The 20,723-nt window shown below is 63.0% G+C and carries 23 protein-coding genes, 1 pseudogene and 1 riboswitch; of the genes and pseudogenes, 22 read left to right on the top strand and 2 right to left on the bottom strand.

All coding sequences use genetic code 11. From position 1 onward, the window contains the following. Positions 1-236: 236 nt before the first annotated feature. The 4 genes from THECO_RS22385 (at position 237) to THECO_RS15070 (ending at position 1,911) form a co-directional block, all read left to right on the top strand. Positions 237-629, top strand: a complete 393-nt coding sequence (locus THECO_RS22385; protein ID WP_232427694.1) for an alpha/beta fold hydrolase — start codon at positions 237-239, stop codon at positions 627-629. After that, entirely contained in the window at positions 569-1,078 is a 510-nt protein-coding gene (locus THECO_RS22380) for an alpha/beta fold hydrolase (protein WP_232427693.1), read from the top strand. The genes THECO_RS22385 and THECO_RS22380 overlap by 61 nt, the downstream gene beginning before the upstream one ends. A 151-nt stretch (positions 1,079-1,229) precedes the next feature. Then, positions 1,230-1,622, top strand: coding sequence for an HI0074 family nucleotidyltransferase substrate-binding subunit (locus THECO_RS15075; RefSeq protein WP_041854537.1), 393 nt, complete (start codon positions 1,230-1,232; stop codon positions 1,620-1,622). Beyond that, positions 1,612-1,911: a nucleotidyltransferase domain-containing protein gene (locus THECO_RS15070; RefSeq protein WP_083883288.1), complete on the top strand. Its 300-nt coding sequence runs from the start codon at positions 1,612-1,614 to the stop codon at positions 1,909-1,911. The genes THECO_RS15075 and THECO_RS15070 overlap by 11 nt, the downstream gene beginning before the upstream one ends. Positions 1,912-1,951: 40 nt before the next feature. On the opposite strand, the gene THECO_RS15065 is transcribed toward THECO_RS15070, so the two are convergent. Next, positions 1,952-2,512 (bottom strand): DUF7010 family protein, encoded by a 561-nt coding sequence (locus tag THECO_RS15065; RefSeq protein WP_015255899.1) that lies wholly within the window; start codon positions 2,510-2,512, stop codon positions 1,952-1,954. Positions 2,513-2,879: 367 nt separating this feature from the next. Next, positions 2,880-2,981, top strand: a riboswitch (purine riboswitch). Positions 2,982-3,262: 281 nt separating this feature from the next. On the opposite strand from THECO_RS15065, the gene purE reads away from it, so the two are divergent. From purE to purD, 13 genes are all read left to right on the top strand, one after another. Beyond that, on the top strand, positions 3,263-3,745 hold the full coding sequence (gene purE / locus THECO_RS15060) for a 5-(carboxyamino)imidazole ribonucleotide mutase (RefSeq protein ID WP_015255898.1): 483 nt from the start codon (positions 3,263-3,265) through the stop codon (positions 3,743-3,745). Continuing rightward, entirely contained in the window at positions 3,742-4,929 is a 1,188-nt protein-coding gene (gene purK, locus THECO_RS15055) for a 5-(carboxyamino)imidazole ribonucleotide synthase (RefSeq protein ID WP_015255897.1), read from the top strand. The genes purE and purK overlap by 4 nt, the downstream gene beginning before the upstream one ends. 9 nt (positions 4,930-4,938) lie before the next feature. Beyond that, the gene (purB, locus tag THECO_RS15050; protein WP_015255896.1) at positions 4,939-6,246 is read left to right on the top strand and encodes an adenylosuccinate lyase; all 1,308 of its coding nucleotides are present in this window, start codon (positions 4,939-4,941) and stop codon (positions 6,244-6,246) included. 8 nt (positions 6,247-6,254) lie between these two features. Then, a complete protein-coding gene (locus THECO_RS15045; RefSeq protein ID WP_015255895.1) occupies positions 6,255-7,178 on the top strand; it encodes a phosphoribosylaminoimidazolesuccinocarboxamide synthase in 924 nt (307 codons plus the stop codon). Further along, positions 7,175-7,417, top strand: a complete 243-nt coding sequence (gene purS, locus THECO_RS15040; RefSeq protein WP_015255894.1) for a phosphoribosylformylglycinamidine synthase subunit PurS — start codon at positions 7,175-7,177, stop codon at positions 7,415-7,417. The genes THECO_RS15045 and purS overlap by 4 nt, the downstream gene beginning before the upstream one ends. A gap of 4 nt (positions 7,418-7,421) precedes the next feature. Next, positions 7,422-8,117 carry a phosphoribosylformylglycinamidine synthase subunit PurQ gene (purQ, locus tag THECO_RS15035; RefSeq protein WP_015255893.1) on the top strand — a complete coding sequence of 232 codons (696 nt, stop codon included), beginning with the start codon at positions 7,422-7,424 and terminating at the stop codon, positions 8,115-8,117. Beyond that, entirely contained in the window at positions 8,095-10,341 is a 2,247-nt protein-coding gene (gene purL, locus THECO_RS15030; RefSeq protein ID WP_015255892.1) for a phosphoribosylformylglycinamidine synthase subunit PurL, read from the top strand. Before purQ ends, purL begins: the two co-directional genes overlap by 23 nt. Beyond that, positions 10,323-11,975, top strand: a complete 1,653-nt coding sequence (gene purF, locus THECO_RS15025; RefSeq protein WP_015255891.1) for an amidophosphoribosyltransferase — start codon at positions 10,323-10,325, stop codon at positions 11,973-11,975. The genes purL and purF overlap by 19 nt, the downstream gene beginning before the upstream one ends. Positions 11,976-12,186: 211 nt before the next feature. Next, on the top strand, positions 12,187-13,230 hold the full coding sequence (gene purM, locus THECO_RS15020; RefSeq protein WP_015255890.1) for a phosphoribosylformylglycinamidine cyclo-ligase: 1,044 nt from the start codon (positions 12,187-12,189) through the stop codon (positions 13,228-13,230). Beyond that, entirely contained in the window at positions 13,230-13,841 is a 612-nt protein-coding gene (gene purN / locus THECO_RS15015) for a phosphoribosylglycinamide formyltransferase (protein WP_015255889.1), read from the top strand. Before purM ends, purN begins: the two co-directional genes overlap by 1 nt. Before the next feature lie 215 nt (positions 13,842-14,056). Beyond that, a complete protein-coding gene (locus tag THECO_RS15010; RefSeq protein WP_015255888.1) occupies positions 14,057-15,244 on the top strand; it encodes a phosphoribosylaminoimidazolecarboxamide formyltransferase in 1,188 nt (395 codons plus the stop codon). A gap of 28 nt (positions 15,245-15,272) precedes the next feature. Next, on the top strand, positions 15,273-16,019 hold the full coding sequence (locus tag THECO_RS15005; protein WP_015255887.1) for an IMP cyclohydrolase: 747 nt from the start codon (positions 15,273-15,275) through the stop codon (positions 16,017-16,019). Positions 16,020-16,033: 14 nt separating this feature from the next. Next, complete coding sequence (gene purD, locus THECO_RS15000; RefSeq protein WP_015255886.1) at positions 16,034-17,311, top strand: phosphoribosylamine--glycine ligase; 1,278 nt, start codon at positions 16,034-16,036, stop codon at positions 17,309-17,311. Positions 17,312-17,353: 42 nt separating this feature from the next. On the opposite strand, the gene THECO_RS14995 is transcribed toward purD, so the two are convergent. Next, entirely contained in the window at positions 17,354-17,614 is a 261-nt protein-coding gene (locus THECO_RS14995; protein WP_015255885.1) for a small acid-soluble spore protein SspI, read from the bottom strand. 144 nt (positions 17,615-17,758) lie between these two features. Here THECO_RS14995 and THECO_RS14990 point away from each other — a divergent pair, with 144 nt between their 5' ends. The 5 genes and pseudogenes from THECO_RS14990 to THECO_RS22375 all read left to right on the top strand — a co-directional run bounded on the left by THECO_RS14990 (position 17,759) and on the right by THECO_RS22375 (position 20,682). After that, positions 17,759-18,439: a potassium channel family protein gene (locus THECO_RS14990; protein WP_015255884.1), complete on the top strand. Its 681-nt coding sequence runs from the start codon at positions 17,759-17,761 to the stop codon at positions 18,437-18,439. 10 nt (positions 18,440-18,449) lie between these two features. Next, positions 18,450-19,271 carry a TrmH family RNA methyltransferase gene (locus THECO_RS14985; protein ID WP_015255883.1) on the top strand — a complete coding sequence of 274 codons (822 nt, stop codon included), beginning with the start codon at positions 18,450-18,452 and terminating at the stop codon, positions 19,269-19,271. Between the two features lie 329 nt (positions 19,272-19,600). Next, complete coding sequence (locus THECO_RS14980; protein WP_157373587.1) at positions 19,601-19,828, top strand: hypothetical protein; 228 nt, start codon at positions 19,601-19,603, stop codon at positions 19,826-19,828. Then, a pseudogene (locus tag THECO_RS22750) lies at positions 19,825-20,064 on the top strand (transposase); the annotation flags it as partial. The gene THECO_RS14980 and the pseudogene THECO_RS22750, both read left to right, overlap by 4 nt. 339 nt (positions 20,065-20,403) lie before the next feature. Beyond that, positions 20,404-20,682 (top strand): ArsR/SmtB family transcription factor, encoded by a 279-nt coding sequence (locus THECO_RS22375; protein WP_041853937.1) that lies wholly within the window; start codon positions 20,404-20,406, stop codon positions 20,680-20,682. The last annotated feature ends 41 nt before the right edge of the window (positions 20,683-20,723 follow it).

Raw genomic sequence — 20,723 nt, 5'->3', positions numbered from 1 at the left:
ACCAACAACAGCCGCCGATCTCCGGCCATGAATGGACCGAAGATCGGCGGCTTTGTCGTCTCTCACGGCAACCGGTATCCGCCGTTCGGCCGGTTTCGCCAGCCAGCCGGGCACGAGCCGCTGCAGCCAGACCGGCGGGGTTCACAGAAAGGTTGCACATCCGAATCACCGAGTCCGAAATCGAAGCGCGGGATGAGATGAGCCGGACCGAGACAGTAGACGGAAGGAATGAGAGCATGAAGAGAAGGAAGAGGAAGAGAACGTTCATCATCCTGGGCGCGATTCTCGCCGTGGTGCTGTTGGTCGCCGGCTCTTATTTTTATACGAACATGACCTATATGGAGAAGCCGCTGAAGGCGATGCGCCATGCGGGCTTCACGGAGAAACAGGTAACGCTGGACGACGGCACGGTGATCAATTACGGGGAAGGACCGGCGAACGGCAATCCGCCGCTGCTCCTGATCCACGGCCAGGGAATGACATGGGAAGATTACGCCAAGACGCTGCCGGCGTTGTCCGAACGGTTTCATGTGTTCGCCGTTGACTGCCACGGGCACGGGGAATCCGAATGGAATATGAGAACTTCAAACAGCAGAACGAGATCGAGGACTATTTCGAGTATGCCTTGAAGCACAGCTACTGGCGGAAAATGTTCGGTGATTTCCTGTGGGATCGGTTCTCGAAAGACGCGGTCGCCTACCGCAAGAAGCATCCGGACAAGCCGGTGCACCTGTTCTATCTGCCGCCGCAGATCAACCGGATGTTCGAATCGATGACCTATCCGTATGATCACAGGTTCGGCGAGACGTTCTACGACAACAGCTGGTTCGAGGACTACAACCAGTCCGCGGTGCTGGCGAAGATCGAATGCCCGACCTTGTTCGTGAAGGCGAACATCAACTACGACGGCGATCTGCTGCTCGCGGCGCTGACGGACGAGGACGCCGAGCGCGTCGTGGAGCTGCTGCCGAACGGCAGGCTCGTGAAGGTGGATACCCCCGGCCATGACATCCATTATGACAAGCCGAAGGCGTTCGTCGACCTCTTGGCCGGTTTTCTGGATGAAGTGACAGGCTGACAGGCGGGTATCAAGCTGATGGAAACGGGATATTGTGGTAATATCCATAGAGAAGATATGTGATCGGAGTGCGTATGCCGGGGATGTGAAGAATCGGTACGGCGAGGAGGTCGAAGCGGTGCACAGGGGGCATGTCGGTCAAGACGGGATATTGGGCAAGAAACTGGAGCAGTTATCAAATGGCGTAAATCGGCTGAGGGAAGCGCTTCTGGCGGAAGGTCTCCCCGAAGATATGAAGCGGGATGCCGTAATCCAGCGATTTGAATTCTGCTTCGAATCGGCCTGGAAAACGCTGAAAGCCTGGCTGCGGGATGAAGGGATCGAGACGGCATCGCCCAAGTCAGCGCTCCGGGAGGCTTACAAACTGGGGTGGCTGGGGCAGGACCCTGATCCGTGGTATCAAATGTTGACGGACCGCAATCTGACCAGTCATGTCTATAATGAAGAAATGGCTGCTGCCATCTATGCCAACATCCGGTCGTGCTACGCGAATTTGCTTGCCGAACTGGTTGACCGGTTAGGGGAGAATTTTGATGATGCCTGAACGGATCCTCGCCCGTCTGCAAGCCTTGTGCAGCGATACCCCGGCACTTGAGAGGCTGGTGCTGTTCGGCTCGAGGGCAAAAGGCACCCACAAATACAATTCCGACATCGACCTCGCCGCGTATTGGAACGGGAAGCCGCCCGCCGACTTCCACTCCCGTGTGGACGATGCGGTGGAGTTGTATTCGTTCGATCTGGTGGATGCGAACGCGGTGGCGAACCCGCTGCTGCGAGAAGAAATCGAGAAATACGGCGTGGTGCTGTACGAGAAGGAACGGCAGGAAGAATAGGAAAGACCCGCGCGTTGCGGAGCGCGGGTCTTTCGCGTGCTCAGGACGGCTGTTGCGCGGCTTGGCGGGATTCGGCCGCAAGCCCGGCGGCCGTCGCCAGATAGATGGCGGTGAGGACGAAGGGCAGAACCGAAAACGCCAGTTGATCGAAAATGTAGCCCAGGAAGAACGATGCGGCCGCCATCGAGAGCGTGAGGAACAGGTACGTTCTGCTCCTGTAGATCCATATGTATGGCAGAAAATGCGATCCCGCCAGCAACCCGATGGCGAAGGGGATCAGCTCGAAATGCTCGATATAAATGACGATCCACAAGGGCAGGAAGAAGGCTTGGATGCCGCCGACGATACCGCTCAGCGCGCCCAGCGGATTTCGCGACATCAGGTCGGCTTTGAGCAGCCGGCCGAGCAGGAGCCCGAGCGGAAAAATGCTCCCGACCCCGAGCAGATAGCACAGGGCGAGCGTCTTGCCTTCGATGATGAGGCCGAGGACTCCCATCGCCAGCCAATACAGCGCGCCCGCGATGAAGACGGGGTAGCCGCCCCGGGCGACGCGGATCAGGTCGTCCTTGAGTTCGTCCAGCGTCATCTTCTGATAGTCCACGAGATGTCTCTCCTTTGCGGGAAGCCGCCAGTTTCGAAAGCGTTTCCAATATGAGTTGAAGAAAGCCGGCTTTTTGTGTTGCGCTGCCGCACAGCATAGATCGTAGCACAACGGCGAGGCGTTTTCCAGCGGGAGCTTGGGAAGGAAGCGCGGGTGGAAGCGAAGGGCTGAAAGCGGCGGAAGAACCAAGTTTCGTTGCGGCGAGGCGCATGTCGGCCGCTTGCGGACCGCGAATGCGCGCATTTGCGGTGTGTCACCGCAGACTGCCGTAAAACCGAACGTTCGTAAATTTGAAACATTAAATGTTCGCCTTTTCGGTTGACATCCGCCGGAGTCGTTGTTACACTGTAAGAGGCTGAACATTTTTTAAATTGCATAGATCAATGCTCGTATAAGTCCGGGGATATGGCCCGGACGTCTCTACCCGGGAACCGTAAATTCTCGGACTACGAGCCAGCGGTAACAGTGAAGCGGGTTGCCCCGGACGGGGCAGCCTTGTGCTGTCTTGTCCGGATTCTGCTGCGCGCGGATTCATAGCGCGCAGGGGGCGGCGATTGCCGGCGAGGCCTGCTTCCCGCTGCATCCGCAGGCTCGTTGTCCGTCGACGTAGAAGCTCCTGTCTGGAGACGCGACGGATTTTTTCATGCCGGCGGCATCGTCGGGAACACTGAAATGGGATGAACAGACGGCGGCATCATGGATGCCGGCTGTCAGAAGCAATCGCTCAATAAGGCAGAAAGAAGGTACCTCATGGCACTGGTAGGCGTCATCATGGGCAGCAAGTCGGACTGGGAGACGATGAAGCTTGCATGCGACATGCTCGAAGAGCTGGGCGTCCCGTACGAGAAGCGGGTCGTCTCGGCGCACCGCACGCCGGATCTGATGTTCGAATACGCCGAGACGGCGGCGGCGCGCGGCCTGAAAGTCATCATCGCCGGCGCGGGAGGCGCCGCGCATCTGCCCGGCATGGTCGCCGCGAAGACGACCCTGCCGGTCATTGGCGTGCCCGTCAAGTCTTCGAACTTGAACGGGCTCGACTCGCTGCTGTCGATCGTGCAGATGCCGGCCGGCGTCCCGGTGGCGACGGTCGCGATCGGAAATAGCGGCGCGGCGAATGCCGGCCTGCTCGCGGCGCAAATCCTCGCCGCTTTCGATCCGGAGCTGCAGCAGCGCATCGCGGAGCGGCGGAAGCGGATCGAGCGCGAAGTGCTCGAGAGCAGTGAGACGCTATGAGCGGTGACGCGATGACCTCCAACGTCCGCACGGAGCCGCGCACGATTCTGCCGGGCGCGACGATCGGCGTGCTCGGCGGCGGCCAGCTCGGCCGCATGATGGCGCTCGCCGGCAGCGCGATGGGCTACCGGTTCGTCGCGCTTGACCCGACGCCGGACGCGCCGTGCGGCCAGGTCGCCGGCCAGATCGTCGCCGCTTACGACGATGTCAAGGCCGCCCGCGAGCTGGCGAGCCGCGCCGACGTCATTACATACGAGTTCGAGAACGTCGACGCCGGCGTCGCCGCCATGCTGATGGCGGAATCGTATGTGCCGCAGGGCAGTGAGCTGCTCTACACGACGCAGCACCGGCTGCGCGAGAAGCGCGCGATCGAAGCGGCGGGCGTGCGCGTTGCGCCGTACGCGGAGATTCGCAGCCTGCAAGAGCTGCAGGAGGTCGCCGCCCGGTTCGGCTTCCCCTGCGTGCTGAAGACGGCGACCGGCGGCTACGACGGCAAGGGCCAATGGGTCATCCGCGGCGAAGCGGAGATCGAGCCGGCCTGGGGCGCCTTGGGCGAGGCGAAGACCGAGCTTGTGCTCGAACAGTTCATCCGTTTCGACAAGGAGCTGTCTGTCATCGCGGCCCGCAGCCCGCGGGGCGAGATCCGGACGTTCCCAACGGCGGAGAACGTCCACGTGGACAACATCCTGCACCTGTCGATCGTGCCCGCCCGTGTGCCGCAATCGGTGCAGCGGGAAGCGGAGGAGCTGGCGGTGCGGATCGCCGAAGGCCTGAACGTCATCGGTCTGATCGCCGTCGAGATGTTCTGGTCGGCCGAGCACGGCCTGTACGTGAACGAGCTGGCGCCCCGGCCGCACAACAGCGGCCACTACACGATGGACGCCTGCCGCACGTCGCAGTTCGAGCAGCACGTCCGGGCGATCTGCAATCTGCCACTTGGCGATCCCGGCCTTCTCACGCCGGTCGTCATGGTGAACGTGCTCGGCAAGCATCTGGAGCCGGTCGTCGCCCGGCTCTCGCAGCCCGACGAAGCGGCGGCGAAACGGAATGTCAAACCGTCCCTCCATCTGTACGGCAAGCGCGAAGCCGCACCCAAGCGCAAGATGGGCCACGTGAACGTCCTCGCCTCCTCGGTGGAAGACGCGCTCGCGTGGATCGACGAGACGAATATCTGGAAGGTGTGAACGAGAACAATGCTGGACCGTTACAGCAGACCGGAGATGCGGGCCATCTGGACCGAGGAGAACAAATTCCGCGCCTGGCTCGAAGTCGAACTGCTCGCCTGCGAAGCGTGGGCCGAGCTCGGCATCATCCCGAAGGAAGACGCTCAGGCGCTGCGCCGCAATGCAGGCTTCGACATCAATCGGATTTATGAGATCGAGCAGGAGACGCGCCACGACGTCATCGCTTTCACCCGCGCAGTGTCCGAGACGCTCGGCCCCGAGCGCAAATGGGTGCACTACGGCCTGACGTCGACCGACGTCGTCGACACGGCGCTCGGTTACCTGCTGAAACAGGCAAACGCGATCATCCGGCGCGACATCGAGAACTTCATCGCTACCTTAAGGGAGCAGGCGATCCGCCACAAGTACACGGTCATGATGGGCCGTACCCACGGCGTGCACGCGGAACCGACGACGTTCGGCCTGAAAATGGCGCTCTGGCACGAGGAAATGAAGCGCAACCTCGAACGGTTCAACCATGCGGCGGACGGCGTCGAGTACGGCAAAATTTCCGGCGCGGTCGGCACCTACGCCAACATCGATCCGTTTGTCGAGCAATACGTCTGCTCGAAGCTCGGCACGAAGCCGGCGCCGATCTCGACGCAGACGCTGCAGCGCGACCGGCACGCGGAATATATGGCGACGCTGGCGCTCATCGCGACGTCCCTGGACAAGTTCGCGACCGAGATCCGCGCGCTGCAGAAGAGCGAGTTCCGCGAAGTCGAGGAGCCGTTCGCGAAAGGGCAGAAGGGCTCGTCCGCGATGCCGCACAAGCGCAACCCGATCGGCTGCGAGAACATTTCGGGCCTTGCGCGCGTCATCCGCGGCCATATGCTCTCGGCCTACGAGAACGTGCCGCTCTGGCACGAGCGCGACATCAGCCATTCTTCGGTCGAGCGCGTCATCCTGCCGGACGCGACGATGCTGATCAACTATATGTTGAACCGTCTGGGGAACATTATCAAAAACCTCACCGTGTTCCCTGAAAACATGAAGCGCAACATGGAGCGCACCTACGGCGTGCCGTTCTCCGGCCGCGTCATGACGAAGCTGATCGACAAGGGCTTCAGCCGCGAGCAGGCCTACGACACGGTGCAGCCGCGCGCGATGCAGGCGTGGGAGACGCAGCGGCATTTCCGCGACATCATCCTCGAGACGCCCGAGATCACGAGCGTGCTGTCGAAGGAAGAGATCGACGATTGCTTCAACCCGTCGTGGCATCTGAAGCATGTGGACACGATTTTTGAAAGACTCGGCTTGACCGGACAGGAGGCTTGAGGCGCGTCATGAACCGGCAACCTTTATCCACGGCCGTGGATCTGATCGACGCTCCGCTCGTGTACAAGGGCAAGGTCCGCGAACTGTACGATCTCGGGGAGCATTACCTGATCGTCGTCACCGACCGGATTTCCGCGTTCGACTACGTGCTCGAGCCGCCCGTGCCGTACAAGGGGATCGTCCTGAATACGCTCAGCGCCTTCTGGTTTGAGCAGACGTCCGCGATCCAGCCCAATCACGTCGTCCACACCGACGTGGCGAAGCTCGGCGGCGTCGCGAAGGATCCGGAGCAGCTTGAAGGCCGCATCATGGTGACCAAAAAAGCGCAGCGGATCGACATCGAGTGCGTCGTGCGCGGCTACATCACCGGCGGCGGCTGGCGGCAGTACCAGAAGACGCAGGCGGTGAACGGCATTCCGCTGCCGCCCGGCCTGCGCAAGAACGAGCGGCTGCCGGAGCCGATCTTCACGCCGGCGGCGAAGAACGACGTCGGCCACGACGAGGACATCCCGTTCGACGAGATGGCAAGGCGCATCGGGACCGGGCTGGCCGAAGAGCTGCGGGAGCGCAGCCTGAAGCTGTACGATTTCGCTTCCCGGTATTGCGAGGAGCGGGGCATCATCCTGGCGGACTGCAAGTTCGAGTTCGGTCTGGTGGACGGCCGGGTGGTGCTGATCGACGAGATTTTCACCCCGGATGCGTCGCGCTTCTGGGCGAAGGACCGCTGGGCATTGGGCATCGAGATCGACAGCATGGACAAGGAGCCGGTGCGGACGTATCTGGCGGGCAGCGGCTGGGACAAGAACAGCAAGCCCGATCCGCTGCCGGCGCACGTCGTCGAGGAGACGACGCGGCGGTATCTGGACATTTGCGAACGGCTGACCGGCGAGAACCCGGCGGAATCGATCACAGGAGGCGGAGAAACGCGATGAAAGCCACGGTGTACGTCACGATCAAGGAGAACGTTCTGGACCCGCAGGGAGCGGCCGTACAGGGTGCGCTGCATTCCCTCGGATTCAAGGAGGTCGGCAAGGTGCGGATCGGCAAATACATGGAGCTGACCCTCGACACGAATGACCGGAGCGAGGCGGAGGCGCGCGTGAAGGCGATGTGCGAGAAGCTCCTGGCGAACACGGTCGTCGAAGACTACCGATTCGAACTGGAGGGCTGAGCGGATGCGGTTCGCGGTCATCGTTTTTCCGGGCTCCAACTGCGACATCGACTGCTGCAAGGCGGTTGAGGAGACGATCGGCCAGCCGGTCGACTACGTCTGGCACACGGCGACGGATCTGTCCGCCTACGACGCGATCATCGTGCCCGGCGGCTTCTCCTACGGCGATTATCTGCGCTGCGGCGCGATCGCCCGTTTCGCACCGGTCATGAACGAGGTGCGCAAGGCAGCAGAGGAAGGCAAGTACGTGCTGGGCATCTGCAACGGATTCCAGATCCTGACCGAAGCGGGTCTCCTGCCGGGCGTGCTGCTCCGGAACCGGGACTTGAAGTTCCGCTGCCATCCGGCGCTGCTCGAAGTGGTGAACAACGAGACGCCGTTCACGCGGGATTATGCGAAGGGCGAGATCGTCAACATCCCGATCGCCCACGGCGAAGGGAACTACTATTGCGACGAAGAGACGCTGGCGAAGCTCGAAGCGAACGGCCAGGTCGTGTTCCGCTACAAGGCGGGCGAGAACCCGAACGGTTCGGTAAGCGACATCGCCGGCATTTGCAACGAAGGCCGCAACGTCGTCGGCATGATGCCGCATCCGGAGCGGGCGGTAAGCGAGCTGCTCGGCTCGTCGGACGGCAAGCGGATGTTCACATCAGTACTCAGCGCATGGAGGGAGCGGCATGGCGCAACAGTTAACGGCTAAGGAACCGACGGCGGAACAGATCGCGGAGTATAAAATTTACCGGGAGTTCGGCGTCAGCGACTACGAGTACGACCTGATCTGCAAGTTCCTCGGCCGCAAGCCGAACTACACCGAGATCGGCGTGTTCAGCGTCATGTGGTCCGAACACTGCGCGTACAAGAACTCGAAGCCGGTGCTGAAGAAGTTCCCGGTTTCGGGGCCGCGCGTCCTGATGGGTCCGGGCGAAGGCGCGGGCATCGTGGACATCGGCGACAACCAGGCGGTCGTGTTCAAAATCGAGTCCCACAACCACCCGTCCGCGGTCGAACCGTACCAGGGCGCGGCGACGGGCGTCGGCGGCATCATCCGCGACATTTTCTCGATGGGCGCGCGTCCGGTGGCGCTGCTCAACTCGCTGCGCTTTGGCAAGCTGGACAACCCGCGGGTGAAATATTTGTTTGAAAATGTAGTGGCGGGCATTGCGGGCTACGGCAACTGCATCGGTATTCCGACGGTCGCCGGCGAGGTGATGTTCGACGAGAGTTACGAGGGCAACCCGCTCGTCAACGCGATGTGCGTCGGCCTGATCGACCACGACCAAATTCAGCGCGGCGTCGCGAAAGGCGTCGGCAACCCGGTGTTCTACGTCGGACCGGCGACCGGCCGCGACGGCATCCATGGCGCGACGTTCGCGTCCGTCGAGCTGACCGAGGAGTCGGAAGAGAAACGGACGGCGGTGCAGGTCGGCGACCCGTTCATGGAGAAGCTCGTCATGGAGGCGTGCCTGGAGCTGATTCAGTCCGGCATCGTGCTCGGTATCCAGGATATGGGCGCCGCCGGGCTGACCTGCTCGAGCGCGGAAATGGCGGCGAAGGCGGGCAACGGTCTCGAGCTGTACCTGGACGAGGTGCCGCAGCGCGAGGAAGGCATGACGCCGTACGAAATGATGCTGTCGGAGTCGCAGGAGCGGATGCTGTTCGTCATCGAACCGCAGCATGAAGCGAAGGCGCGGGAAATTTTCGAACGGTGGGGCGTCATCTGCGCGAAGGTCGGCAAGGTGACGGACGACGGCCGGCTGCGGCTGTTCCACAAGGGCGAAGTCGTCGCCGACATGCCGGTGAAGGCTTTGGTGGACGATTGCCCGGTGTACCACCAGCGGTCGGAGGAGCCGGAATATTATCGCGCGTTCGCGAACGTGGACACGACGGCGTTTGAGGAGATTGCGGATCTGACCGGCGCATTGAAAAAGGTGCTGGCATCGCCGTCGGTGGCGAGCAAGGAATGGGTGTACAACCAGTACGACTACATGGTGCGGACGAGCACGGTCGTGCGCCCGGGCTCCGACGCGGCGGTCGTCCAGGTGCCCGGCACGCGCAAGGCGCTCGCGATGACGACGGACGGCAACGGCCGGTATGTCTACCTCGATCCGGAAGTCGGCGGGAAGATCGCGGTCGCGGAAGCGGCGCGGAACGTCGTCTGCTCGGGCGCGGAGCCGCTCGCGATCACGGACAACCTGAACTTCGGCAGCCCGGAGAAGCCGGACGTGTTCTGGCAGATCGAGAAGGCGACGGACGGCATGGCGGAAGCGTGCCGGGTGCTGGGCACGCCGGTCATCGGCGGCAACGTGTCGCTGTACAACGAGAACGAGAAGGGCGCGATCTACCCGACACCGGTCGTCGGCATGGTCGGTCTGGTACACGATCTGGATCACATTACGACGCAGGAATTCAAGGCCGAGGGCGACGTGATCGTGCTCGTCGGCGAGACCCGGGCCGAACTCGGCGGCTCCGAGCTGCAGTACGCGGTGCTCGGCAAGACGGAAGGCCGTCCGCCGCAGATTGATCTCGAAGTCGAGGCCCGGGTGCAGGGCGCCGTGCTGGAAGCGATCCGGCAAGGGCTCGTTGCGTCGGCCCACGACCTGTCCGAGGGCGGCCTCGCGGTCGCGCTGGCCGAGTCGTGCTTCGGCCGCGGTCTGGGCGCGGTGGTGAACGTCGAGACATCGCTGAGAGCCGATGTCGCGCTGTTCAGCGAGTCGCAGTCGCGCATCCTGCTGTCGGCGAAGCCGGAGAAGGCGGATGCATTGGTTGCGCTGCTGGCGGAGAAGGGCGTCGCGCATGCGGTGCTCGGCAAGGTTGAAGGATCGGATCTTGTTGTGCGGGTGAACGGAAGAGACGGCATCGCAGCGCCGGTCGCCGAACTGCAGAAGGTCTGGAAGGAAGCGATCCCATGTCTGCTGAAGAACTGAGCAGTCCGGTTCAGTCTTGGGCCGATGGAAGCTATTACAATGAAGGCGCCGGACGGGAAGACCTGTTCGACAAAGTGCGTGAAGAATGCGGCGTGTTCGGGGTGTTCGGCATCCCGGACGCCGCCGCGCTGACCTATTACGGGCTGCACGCGCTGCAGCACCGCGGCGAGGAAAGCTGCGGCATCTGCACCGTCGACTCGGCGCGGCCGTTCGAGTCGTTCAAGGCGCACCGCGGCATGGGCCTCGTGAAGGAAGTGTTCACGAAGGAAGCGCTCGACGGACTGTCCGGCGACCGGGCGATCGGCCACGTCCGCTACTCGACGTCGGGCAGCAGTGCGCTCGCGAACGCGCAGCCGCTCGTGTTCAAGTACCGGGACGGCGACCTTGCGGTCGCGACGAACGGCAACCTCGTGAACGCGCCGGAGATCCGGGCGGAGCTCGAGGCGGCCGGGTCGATCTTCCAGACGACGAGCGACACGGAAGTGATCGCGCACCTGATCGCGCGCTCGCCGCTCGACTTCGTCGACGCGGTGAAGGCGGCGCTGCAGCGGGTCGTCGGCGGGTTCGCGTTCCTCATCATGACGAACACGAAGCTGATCGCCGCCTCCGACCCGAACGGGCTGCGCCCGCTCTGCATGGGCCGGCTCGGCGACGGATACGTGTTCGCCTCGGAGACATGCGCCCTCGAGACGGTCGGCGCCGAGTTCGTGCGCGACATCTATCCGGGCGAGATGCTCATCCTCGGCGAAGGGAAGGACATCCGCGTCGAGCGGTTCGCGCCGCTGAAACGGCGGGCGGTGTGCGCGATGGAGTACATCTATTTCGCCCGGCCGGACTCGGATGTGGCGGGGATCAACCTGCACGCGGCCCGCAAGCGGATGGGCAGCCGGCTGGCGCTGGAGTCGTTCGTCGACGCCGACGTCGTCACGGGCGTGCCGGACTCGAGCATCTCGGCGGCGATCGGCTACGCGGAGCAGACGGGCATTCCGTACGAGCTCGGGCTGATCAAGAACAAGTACACCGGCCGGACGTTCATCCAGCCGTCGCAGGAGCTGCGCGAGCGGGGCGTCAAGATGAAGCTGTCGGCCGTGCGCCGGGTTGTCGAAGGCAAGCGCGTCGTCATGATCGACGACTCGATCGTGCGCGGGACGACGTCGCGGCGGATCGTCAACCTGCTGCGCGAGGCGGGCGCCGTGGAAGTGCACGTGCGGATCACGTCGCCGCCGTTCGCGAACCCGTGTTTCTACGGCATCGACACGCCGGACCGCAAGGACCTGATCGCGTCCGAGAAGACGGTGGAGGAGATCCGGCAGGCGATCAATGCGGATTCGCTGCAGTTCCTCTCGAAGGAAGGTTTCATCGAGGCGGTCGTGGGCCGCGTCGGCGCGGGGGCGGCCGTTGCGGTCGGCGCCGGCGTCGGCGGCGGGACTTCTCTTGGCGCCGGTTCGTCCGGAGCCGGCCGTGTTCCGGATCTGTCGCGCCTGGATCTGAAAGGCTTGCAGGCGGCGGGCTTGACCCCGGCGGAGTTCGAGGCGGCGCTGCGGATCAACGGCGGGATGTGCATGGCGTGTTTTGACAACGACTACCCGACGCCGATCGAATTCGCGAACGCTTCGAAGACGTGCAGCTGCTGAGCGGACAAACGGGCGGTCGGTCGTGAAAAGTCGGAATCGCCGAAAAATAGACGAAAATATATCCTCCAAATGCTTGAGAACGGCCGTTTTCGGGTGAATTTGCCGGAACAGACGAGGAGAATTCCTCTATCCAACATCCGGAGCGGAGCCGCTTCCCGTCCAGCTCCGCACAGGCGAGGACGGGACCAACAATTGCGAAGGAGTGACCCTGGTGTCGGAAGCGTACAAACAAGCCGGCGTCGACATCGCGGCGGGCAATGAAGCGGTCGAGCGGATGAAGAAGCATGTGGCGCGGACGTTCCGCCCCGAGGTGCTGACCGGGCTCGGCGGTTTCGGCGCGCTGTTCGGCCTGAATCTGCAGAAATATGAGGAACCGGTGCTCGTCTCCGGCACGGATGGCGTCGGCACGAAGCTGATGCTCGCGTTCGCGATGGACAAACACGATACGATCGGCATCGACGCGGTGGCGATGTGCGTGAACGACATCGTGGTGCAGGGCGCGGAGCCGCTGTTCTTCCTCGACTACCTCGCCTGCGGCAAGGTCGTGCCCGAACGCATCGAGGCGATCGTGAAGGGCATCGCCGACGGCTGCGAACAGTCCGGCTGCGCCCTGATCGGCGGCGAGACGGCCGAGATGCCGGGCATGTACGGCGGGGACGAGTACGACATCGCCGGTTTCGCCGTCGGCATCGTCGACCGGAAGCGCATCATCGACGGCGCGGACATCCGGCCGGGCGACGCGGTCATCGGGCTCGCGTCGAGCGGCGTGCACAGCAACGGCTTCTCGCTCGTGCGCAAGGTGCTGCTCAAGGACAGCGGCTATTCGCTGCATGACACGCTGCCGGAGCTCGGCGGCGCAAGGCTCGGCGACGTGCTGCTCGAGCCGACGCGGCTGTATGTGAAGCCGGTGCTCAAGTTGATCGAGCGCGTGGAAGTGAAAGGCCTCGCGCACATTACGGGCGGCGGGTTCATCGAGAACATCCCGCGCGTGCTGCCCGAAGGCGTGAACGTCGAGATCGCATACGGCTCGTGGCCGGTGCTGCCGATCTTCAAGCTGCTGCAGGAGCGGGGCAAGATCTCGAATCGCGACATGTTCACGACGTTCAACATGGGCATCGGCATGGTCGCCGTCGTGCCCGCGGAACAGGCGGATGAAGCGATCCGGACGCTCGCGGAGCAAGGCGTCGAAGCGTACCGGATCGGCACGGTGACGCCGGGCAGCAAGACCGTGGCGTTCACGGGAGCTGACGTGTAATGGGCAAGCTCAAGGTAGCCGTCTTCGCGTCCGGCAACGGCTCGAACTTCCAGGCGCTCGCCGACGGCGCGCGGGACGGGCGGATCGACGCCGACATCCGGCTGCTCGTCTGCGACAAGCCGGGCGCTCATGTCATCCGGCGGGCGGAGGCGGCCGGCATCGAGACGTATGTGTTCCGGCCGCGCGACTATCCGTCGCGCGAAGCGTACGAGCGCGAGATTCTGATCGAGCTGAAGCGCCGCGGCGTCGAGCTGGTCGTGCTGGCCGGCTATATGCGGATCGTGACGCCGGTGCTCGTGGACGCCTATTACGGGCGGATGATCAACGTCCACCCGTCGCTGCTGCCGGCGTTTCCCGGCCTGAACGGCATCGGCCAGGCGCTCGCATACGGCGTGAAGGTGACCGGCGCAACCGTCCACTTCGTCGACGGCGGACTCGACTCCGGGCCGATCATCGCCCAGGAGGCGCTGGCCGTGGAGCCGGGCGACACCGAGGAGACGCTGGCGGCGCGCATACACCCGATCGAGCACCGGCTGCTGCTTGAGGTCGTGCAGCACTTCGCGGAAGGCCGCATCCGGCTGGACGGCCGGCATGTGACGATCGAATCTTGAGCGTGCGGGGCGGCAAGCGGGTACTGGCGCGGTATTAACGGCATCTGGTGCCGTTAAACCGGCGCGCCGACCCGTGCGGGGGAGCATTAACGGCACGAAATGCCGTTAACGGCCGCCCTTCGTGACGAGATGGCATCGAAACCAAACGAACGGGCGCCTGCTGACCCGCATCGCGGAGCGGCAGCCGATCCGCCCGGCAAAACCCAAGGACAAGGATGGGGACGATGAGCGAAATTTACGAACTGAACCTCCGGTACGGGATGAACCCGCACCAGAAGCAGGCGAAGCTGACGAACGGCGGCAAGCCGCTGCCGATCCGGGTGCTGAACGGCGAGCCCGGCTTCATCAACCTGCTCGACGCGCTGAACGCGTTCCAGCTCGTGCGCGAGCTGCGCAAGGCGACGGGACTGCCGGCCGCCGCATCGTTCAAGCACGTCAGCCCGGCCGGCGCCGCCGTCTATTCGCCGCTGACGCCGGAACTGGCGAAGGCGTATTTCGTCGACGGCATGGAGCTGTCGGAGCTCGCGACTGCCTACGCGCGGGCGCGCGGCGCGGACCGGATGTCGTCTTTCGGCGACGCGGCCGCGCTGAGCGACATCGTCGATGTGCCGACGGCGAAGCTGCTGAAGCGCGAGGTGTCCGACCTCGTCGTGGCGCCGGGATATACCGAGGAAGCGCTGGCCATCCTGAAGGAGAAGAAGGGCGGCAAATTCCTCATCCTCGAGATCGATCCCGACTACGTGCCCGACCCGATTGAGACACGCACCGTCTTCGGCCTGACGATGCAGCAGGAACGGAACGACGCGGTGATCGACGATTCCGTTTTCGAGACGATCGTGACGGAGAACAAGGAGCTGCCGGAGAGCGCGAAGCGCGATCTGCTCGTCGCCCTCGTGACGCTGAAATATACGCAATCGAACTCCATCTGCTACGCGCTGGACGGCCAGACGATCGGCATCGGCGCCGGCCAGCAGTCGCGCATCCACTGCACGCGCCTCGCCGGCGACAAGGCGGACCGCTGGTATCTGCGCCAGCATCCGATCGCGCTGAACATGAAATTCCGCCCGGGCCTGTCCCGCGCCGAGCAGAACAATGCGATCGACCTGTGGCTTGAGGACGTGCTGACGCCGGTGGAACAGAAGAGCTGGGAGCAATGCTTCGAAGAAGTGCCGCCGCGCCTGACGCCGGAAGAGAAGCGCGAATGGCTCAAGGGGCTGAAGAACGTTTCCTACGGTTCCGATGCGTTCCTGCCGTTCCGCGACAACCTCGACCGGGCGAGCCGCAGCGGCGTGAAATACGTCATCCAGGCCGGCAGCTCGCTGCGCGACGAAGAAGTCGTGAAGGCGGCGAACGAATACGGCATGGTTATGGTGTATTCCGGCGTCCGGCTGTTCCACCACTGATTCCGCCACGAAGGGAGAAAGCGGCACAATGACCACCATCACCAATCTCGACAACCTGAAGGCGGAAGCGGAAGCGAACGCCGAAGCGCTGAAGAGCAACCGCTATCCGGGCCGCGGCATCATCATCGGCATGACGCCGGACGGCACCCGGCTGGTGCAAGTGTATTGGATCATGGGGCGGAGCGAGAACAGCCGCAACCGGATCTTCGTCCTCGAGGAAGACGGCAGCGTCCGCACCGAGGCGCGCGATCCGGCGAAGCTGACCGACCCTTCGCTCATCATTTACTACCCGGTAAGGCAATCCGGCGGTGCCCACATCGTGACGAACGGCGACCAGACCGACACGATTGCGGACGCCATCGCAAGCGGCGGCACGTTCGAAGACGCGCTCCGCACGCGCACGTTCGAGCCGGACGCGCCGAACTTCACGCCGCGCATTTCCGGCATCGTCCAGCCGGGCGACAAATCCGCCGCCTACAAGCTGGCGATTCTGAAGTCAAACCGCGGCAACGAGGCGCTCGCGCAGCGGCATTTCTTCACGTACGAGCAGCCGCTCGCGGGCTTCGGCCATCTCATCCACACGTATCAGGGCGACGGCAACCCGCTGCCGTCCTTCGAAGGCGAGCCGAAGCTTGTCCCGCTGTTCGACGATGCGGAGCAGACGCTGGAATACTACTGGAAGCGGCTCGACGAAGAGAACCGCATTTCGCTGCTCGTGAAGACGATTCCGGTCGGCGGCGGCGAAGCGGCGATCACGATCCGGAACAAGGAATAAGGGGGCCACAAGCGGTGAACATCCTGGTCATCGGCGGCGGCGGGCGCGAGCACGCCATCGTCTGGTCACTGGCCAAGAGCAGCCGGGTGACGAAGCTCTACTGCGCGCCGGGCAACGCAGGCATCGCGCAACTTGCGGAGTGCGTCCCGATCGGCGTCATGGATTTCGACAAGCTCGTCCAATTCGCGAAGGAGCGGGCGATCGACCTCGTCGTCGTCGGCCCGGACGACCCGCTGGCGGCGGGCATCGTCGACGCGTTCGAGGCTGCGGGCATCCCGGCGTTCGGTCCGAACAAGGCGGCGGCGGAGATCGAGGGCAGCAAGATTTTCATGAAAAGCCTGCTGCGAAAATACAACATCCCGACCGCACGGTACGAGACGTTCGACGATTACGAGACGGCGCTGGCGTATCTGCGGCAGCAGCCGCCGCCGATCGTCGTGAAGGCGGACGGCCTCGCCGCCGGCAAAGGCGTCACGGTCGCGCGCACGATGGAAGAAGCGGAAGCGGCCTTGCGCGGCATGATGATCGACAAGGTATTCGGCGCATCCGGCACGAAGGTGGTCATCGAGGAGTTCCTCGAGGGGCAGGAGATGTCGATCCTGTCGTTCGTCGACGGGTTGGCGGTGCGGCCGATGGTGCCGGCGCAGGACCACAAGCCGGTGTTCGACGGCGACAAGGGGCCGAACACGGGCGGCATGGGCACGTACACGCCGCTGCCGCATATCGATCCGGCCATCATGGACGAGGCGGTCGAACGCATCATCAAACCGACGGCGGCTGCGATGGTGAAGGAAGGTCGGCCGTTCCGCGGGGTGCTTTTTGCCGGGCTGATGGTGACGAAGGACGGACCGAAGGTGATCGAGTTCAACGCCCGGATGGGCGACCCCGAGACGCAGGTCGTGCTGCCGCGGCTCAAGACCGACCTGCTGGACATCATCCTCGCGGCGATGGACGGAAAACTCGATCAGATCGCGATCGAGTGGAGCGACGAGGCGGCTGTCTGCGTCATTCTGGCATCGGAAGGGTACCCGAGCTCTTACCCGAAAGGGCGGCCGATCGAAGGCATCGACCGGGCGGAAGCGGCCGGCGCGCTTGTCTTCCACGCGGGAACGGCGCTTCAGGACGGCGGCATTGTGACGTCCGGCGGCCGGGTGCTCGGCGTCGTCGGCCGGGGCCGGGACATCGAAGAAGCGCGGAACCGGGCGTATGAAGCATGCAGTCTGATCCGGTTTGAGGGCATGCACTATCGGAAAGACATTGCGGCGAAAGCGCTGGGTGCGATGAAAGGCTGAACGGTCAAGGCGGGAAGCGGATGCTCAAGGCTTCCCGCTTTTTTACGTTTTGCGGGTGCGGTTTTGCGGTGAGGTTGTTTGCAGCGGCGCGGGAATGGCAGCCAGATGATTGTGCAGCGTTTCCACCATTTGCTGGCGGCCGTCCGGAGAGGTATCCTGCCAGATCAGCTCAAAAAGCACGCCGAGACCCGGCAGCGTCCGTTCATCCGCCCCGACCGAGCTGTCGATGATGTCGAGCAGATCTTCGGACGATTTGTCATGCACCCGCTGGATGATCGCCTGACGCAGATTGAGCGTGTTCACGCGTAATCCCCCCGAGAGCGAGAAGTTCCCCATTACTATGCCCGGCGCGGGGCCTGTTCATCCTCACGCCGCCCATGCGCTGTGCTATAATGGGACATATTGCTTAGGTGTGACAACTGCCGGAAGGAAGGAGCTTGTTTCGATATGGCCAAGGCGGCGAAAAAACAGTTCGCGGTCATCGGCATGGGCCGTTTCGGCACCAGCGTCGCCCAGTCGCTTGCGCGGCTCGGCTACGAGGTGCTCGCGATTGACGTCAGCGGCGCGCGCATCCAGGACGTGGTGAACAAGGTCACCCACGCGGTGGCGGCCGACTCGACCGACGAGGAGGCGCTGCGTGCGCTCGGCCTCCGCAATTTCGATGTCGTCGTCGTCGCGATCGGACAGGACATCCAGGCGAGCATCCTGACAACGATCATTCTGAAGGAGCTCGGCGTCCCGTACATCATCGCGAAGGCGCAGAATGAGCTGCACGGCAAGGTGCTGAGCAAGATCGGCGCGGACAAGGTGATTTTCCCCGAGCGGGACATGGGGCAGCGCGTCGCCCACAACCTGATTTTGCCGAACCTGCTCGATTTCATCGAGTTGTCGGACGATTACAGCATTGTGGAGCTGGAGGCCCCTCCGGTCATGGTCGGCAAAAATCTGAAGCAGCTCGACATCCGCGCCCGGTTCCGATGCAACGTCATGGCGATCAAGACCGGGGGACGGATGAACATTGCGCCGAACGCGGAAGATTCGATCCGCGAGGGCGACATCCTCGTCATCGTCGGGAAGAACGGCGATCTGGCGCGGCTCGAGCGGCACTATGCGGACAACGGGAAGTGAGAGGAGCGGCATGGCGGACATCAACCTGATCCCGATCACGTCGGCGCAGAATCCGAAGGTGAAAGCATGGGCGTCCCTCCTCGAGAAAAAACACCGCGACCGCACCGGCACGTTTCTTATCGAAGGCGTCCATCTGCTGCAGGAGGCGCTCAAGGCGGAGGGGCTCGTCTCGATCGAGGCGATCGCCGTCGACGACGAACGCGGCTGGCCGGAGGAACTGGCGGGCGCGCGCCTGCCGGAGCGGACGCCGGTTTACGCGCTCCCGGCGTCCGTCATGGCGAAGTGCACCGGCACGGACACGCCGCCGCCGGTGTTCGCCGTCGTCACGAAGCCGCGATATGGACATGACGCGCTGCTTAGGGAAGGCGGCTTCGTCGTCGCCCTCGACGGCGTGCGCGACCCGGGCAACGCGGGCACGCTGATCCGCGCCGCCGACGCGGTCGGCGCCGACGCCGTCGTGCTCGGCCGCGGGTCGGTCGATCCGTACAATCCGAAGACGGTCCGCTCGACGATGGGCTCGTTGTTCCATCTGCCGGTGGTGGAAGGCGATCTGGCCGAGCTGCTGCCGGAAGCGAAGCGGCGCGGCGCCCGGCTCGTCGGCGCCAGCCTCGACGCGCGCCAGTCGTGCTACGCGTTCGACTGGCGGCCCGCCTGCTGGCTCCTGCTCGGCAACGAGTCGAACGGGCTCTCCCCGGCCGTCTCCGCGCTCGTGGACGCGCATGTGCTCATCCCGATGCGCGGGCAGGCGGAGTCGCTCAACGTGGCGATGGCGGGGGCGGTGCTGATGTACGAGGCGATGCGGCAGCGGTATTTTGATCCCGGACGGCGGTAACGAAACTCGGCAACCTTATTTCGGCGTATAGCGAGATATCGGGATTCTGACGAAACTGAGGCGCGCTATCGCGCGAACTTCTGCCGGAAATGCCGTCCCGGATGGTACATAAATGAAAATGGACCCGCCAGACGCATTCCGTCATCCTTCTTGCAAACCGAAGATAACTGGTGAACAGGTCAAAAGACGGTAAACGTATTGGTCCCTCCGTCAAATAACCCGTCTTATTGCAGTTCCGACAGTCGCCTATTGTCCTGAAAAGACGTGTGTAAACTCTTTCATCCACAACTGCAAGGTCCTGTTCGAATTTGAAGCAGGAAGGCGTGCGCATGGATGCTGTTCGCAAAGTTTGCGCTGGCCTGGATGTCCATCAAAAGACCATCGTTGCCTGTGTCTTGCAAGGCCCGCTGGAGGAGAAGCCAAAGGCTGATATTCGCACGCGGCACAACCACTCGCGAAATTTTGGCACTGCAGGATTGGCTTATGGAGAGGGAGTGCCGGGAAGTCGCCATGGAAAGCACCGGCGTCTTGTTGATCCCCCTATGAAAAAGAGGTGAATTTAATCGACACCATTCCCGGGATTGATCGTTCCGCAGCAATCACTCTTCTGGCGGAGATCACTCCCCGTGTAGCGGAATATTTTTCATCCGATGCAAAGCTGGCTTCATGGGTTGGAGGGGCTCCGGGAAACAACAAAAGTGCCGGCGTAAAAAAGGCAGCGCGGTCTCTGCAGGGGAACAAATATGCCAAAGGCATTTTGTGTCAATGCGCATGGGCCAATTGCAGAAGCCAAAATCGCATCGGCGCGCATTTCCGACGTATTCGGAAACGACGAGGAGAACAAAAAGCGGCGGTTGCAACCGCGCATCTCATTATAAGGATCGTCTACGCCATACTGAGAGACCGTGTTGAATACCGACACATCGAGCAAACCATGTTCGAAGACTCCACCGCAAAAATGGCAGAACGCTTTAAAAAACCGAAAGTGATTCCTTGGTGTGGTGGGTTTTTTTTTTTTTTGCCTTCTACCGGTACGCATTTTCGTATAAACGCTTCTCCGTTTCGTTGCAGCCGCCGTTGGACGGCCCGGCCGCGCTTGACATGCAACCGGTCAGTTGCGTACAATCAGGGTATGATGCACGACAGGGATGCCATCTTCAAGGCGCTGGGCGATCCGACCCGGCGGGCCATACTGGACGAGCTGTCCGAGCGCAGCGAGCTCACGCTGTTCGAGCTGACGGCGCGCCTCATCATGAAGCACAATCTGTCCATCACGCGGCAGGCGATCGCCAAACATCTCGCCGTGCTGGAAGAAGCGGGGCTCGTGCAATCCATCCGCAAAGGGAAGTTCCGCATGATCCGGTTCAACCGCGAGCCGTTGAAGGACCTGCTGAAAGGCTGGATCGATTGACGCGGGTGGTCCATTTTCCATTTTGAACATGGAGGAACCTG

The organism is Thermobacillus composti KWC4, from assembly GCF_000227705.2.
Lineage (GTDB): Bacteria > Bacillota > Bacilli > Paenibacillales > Paenibacillaceae > Thermobacillus > Thermobacillus xylanilyticus.
This window is presented reverse-complemented; position numbering and strand designations above follow the sequence as displayed.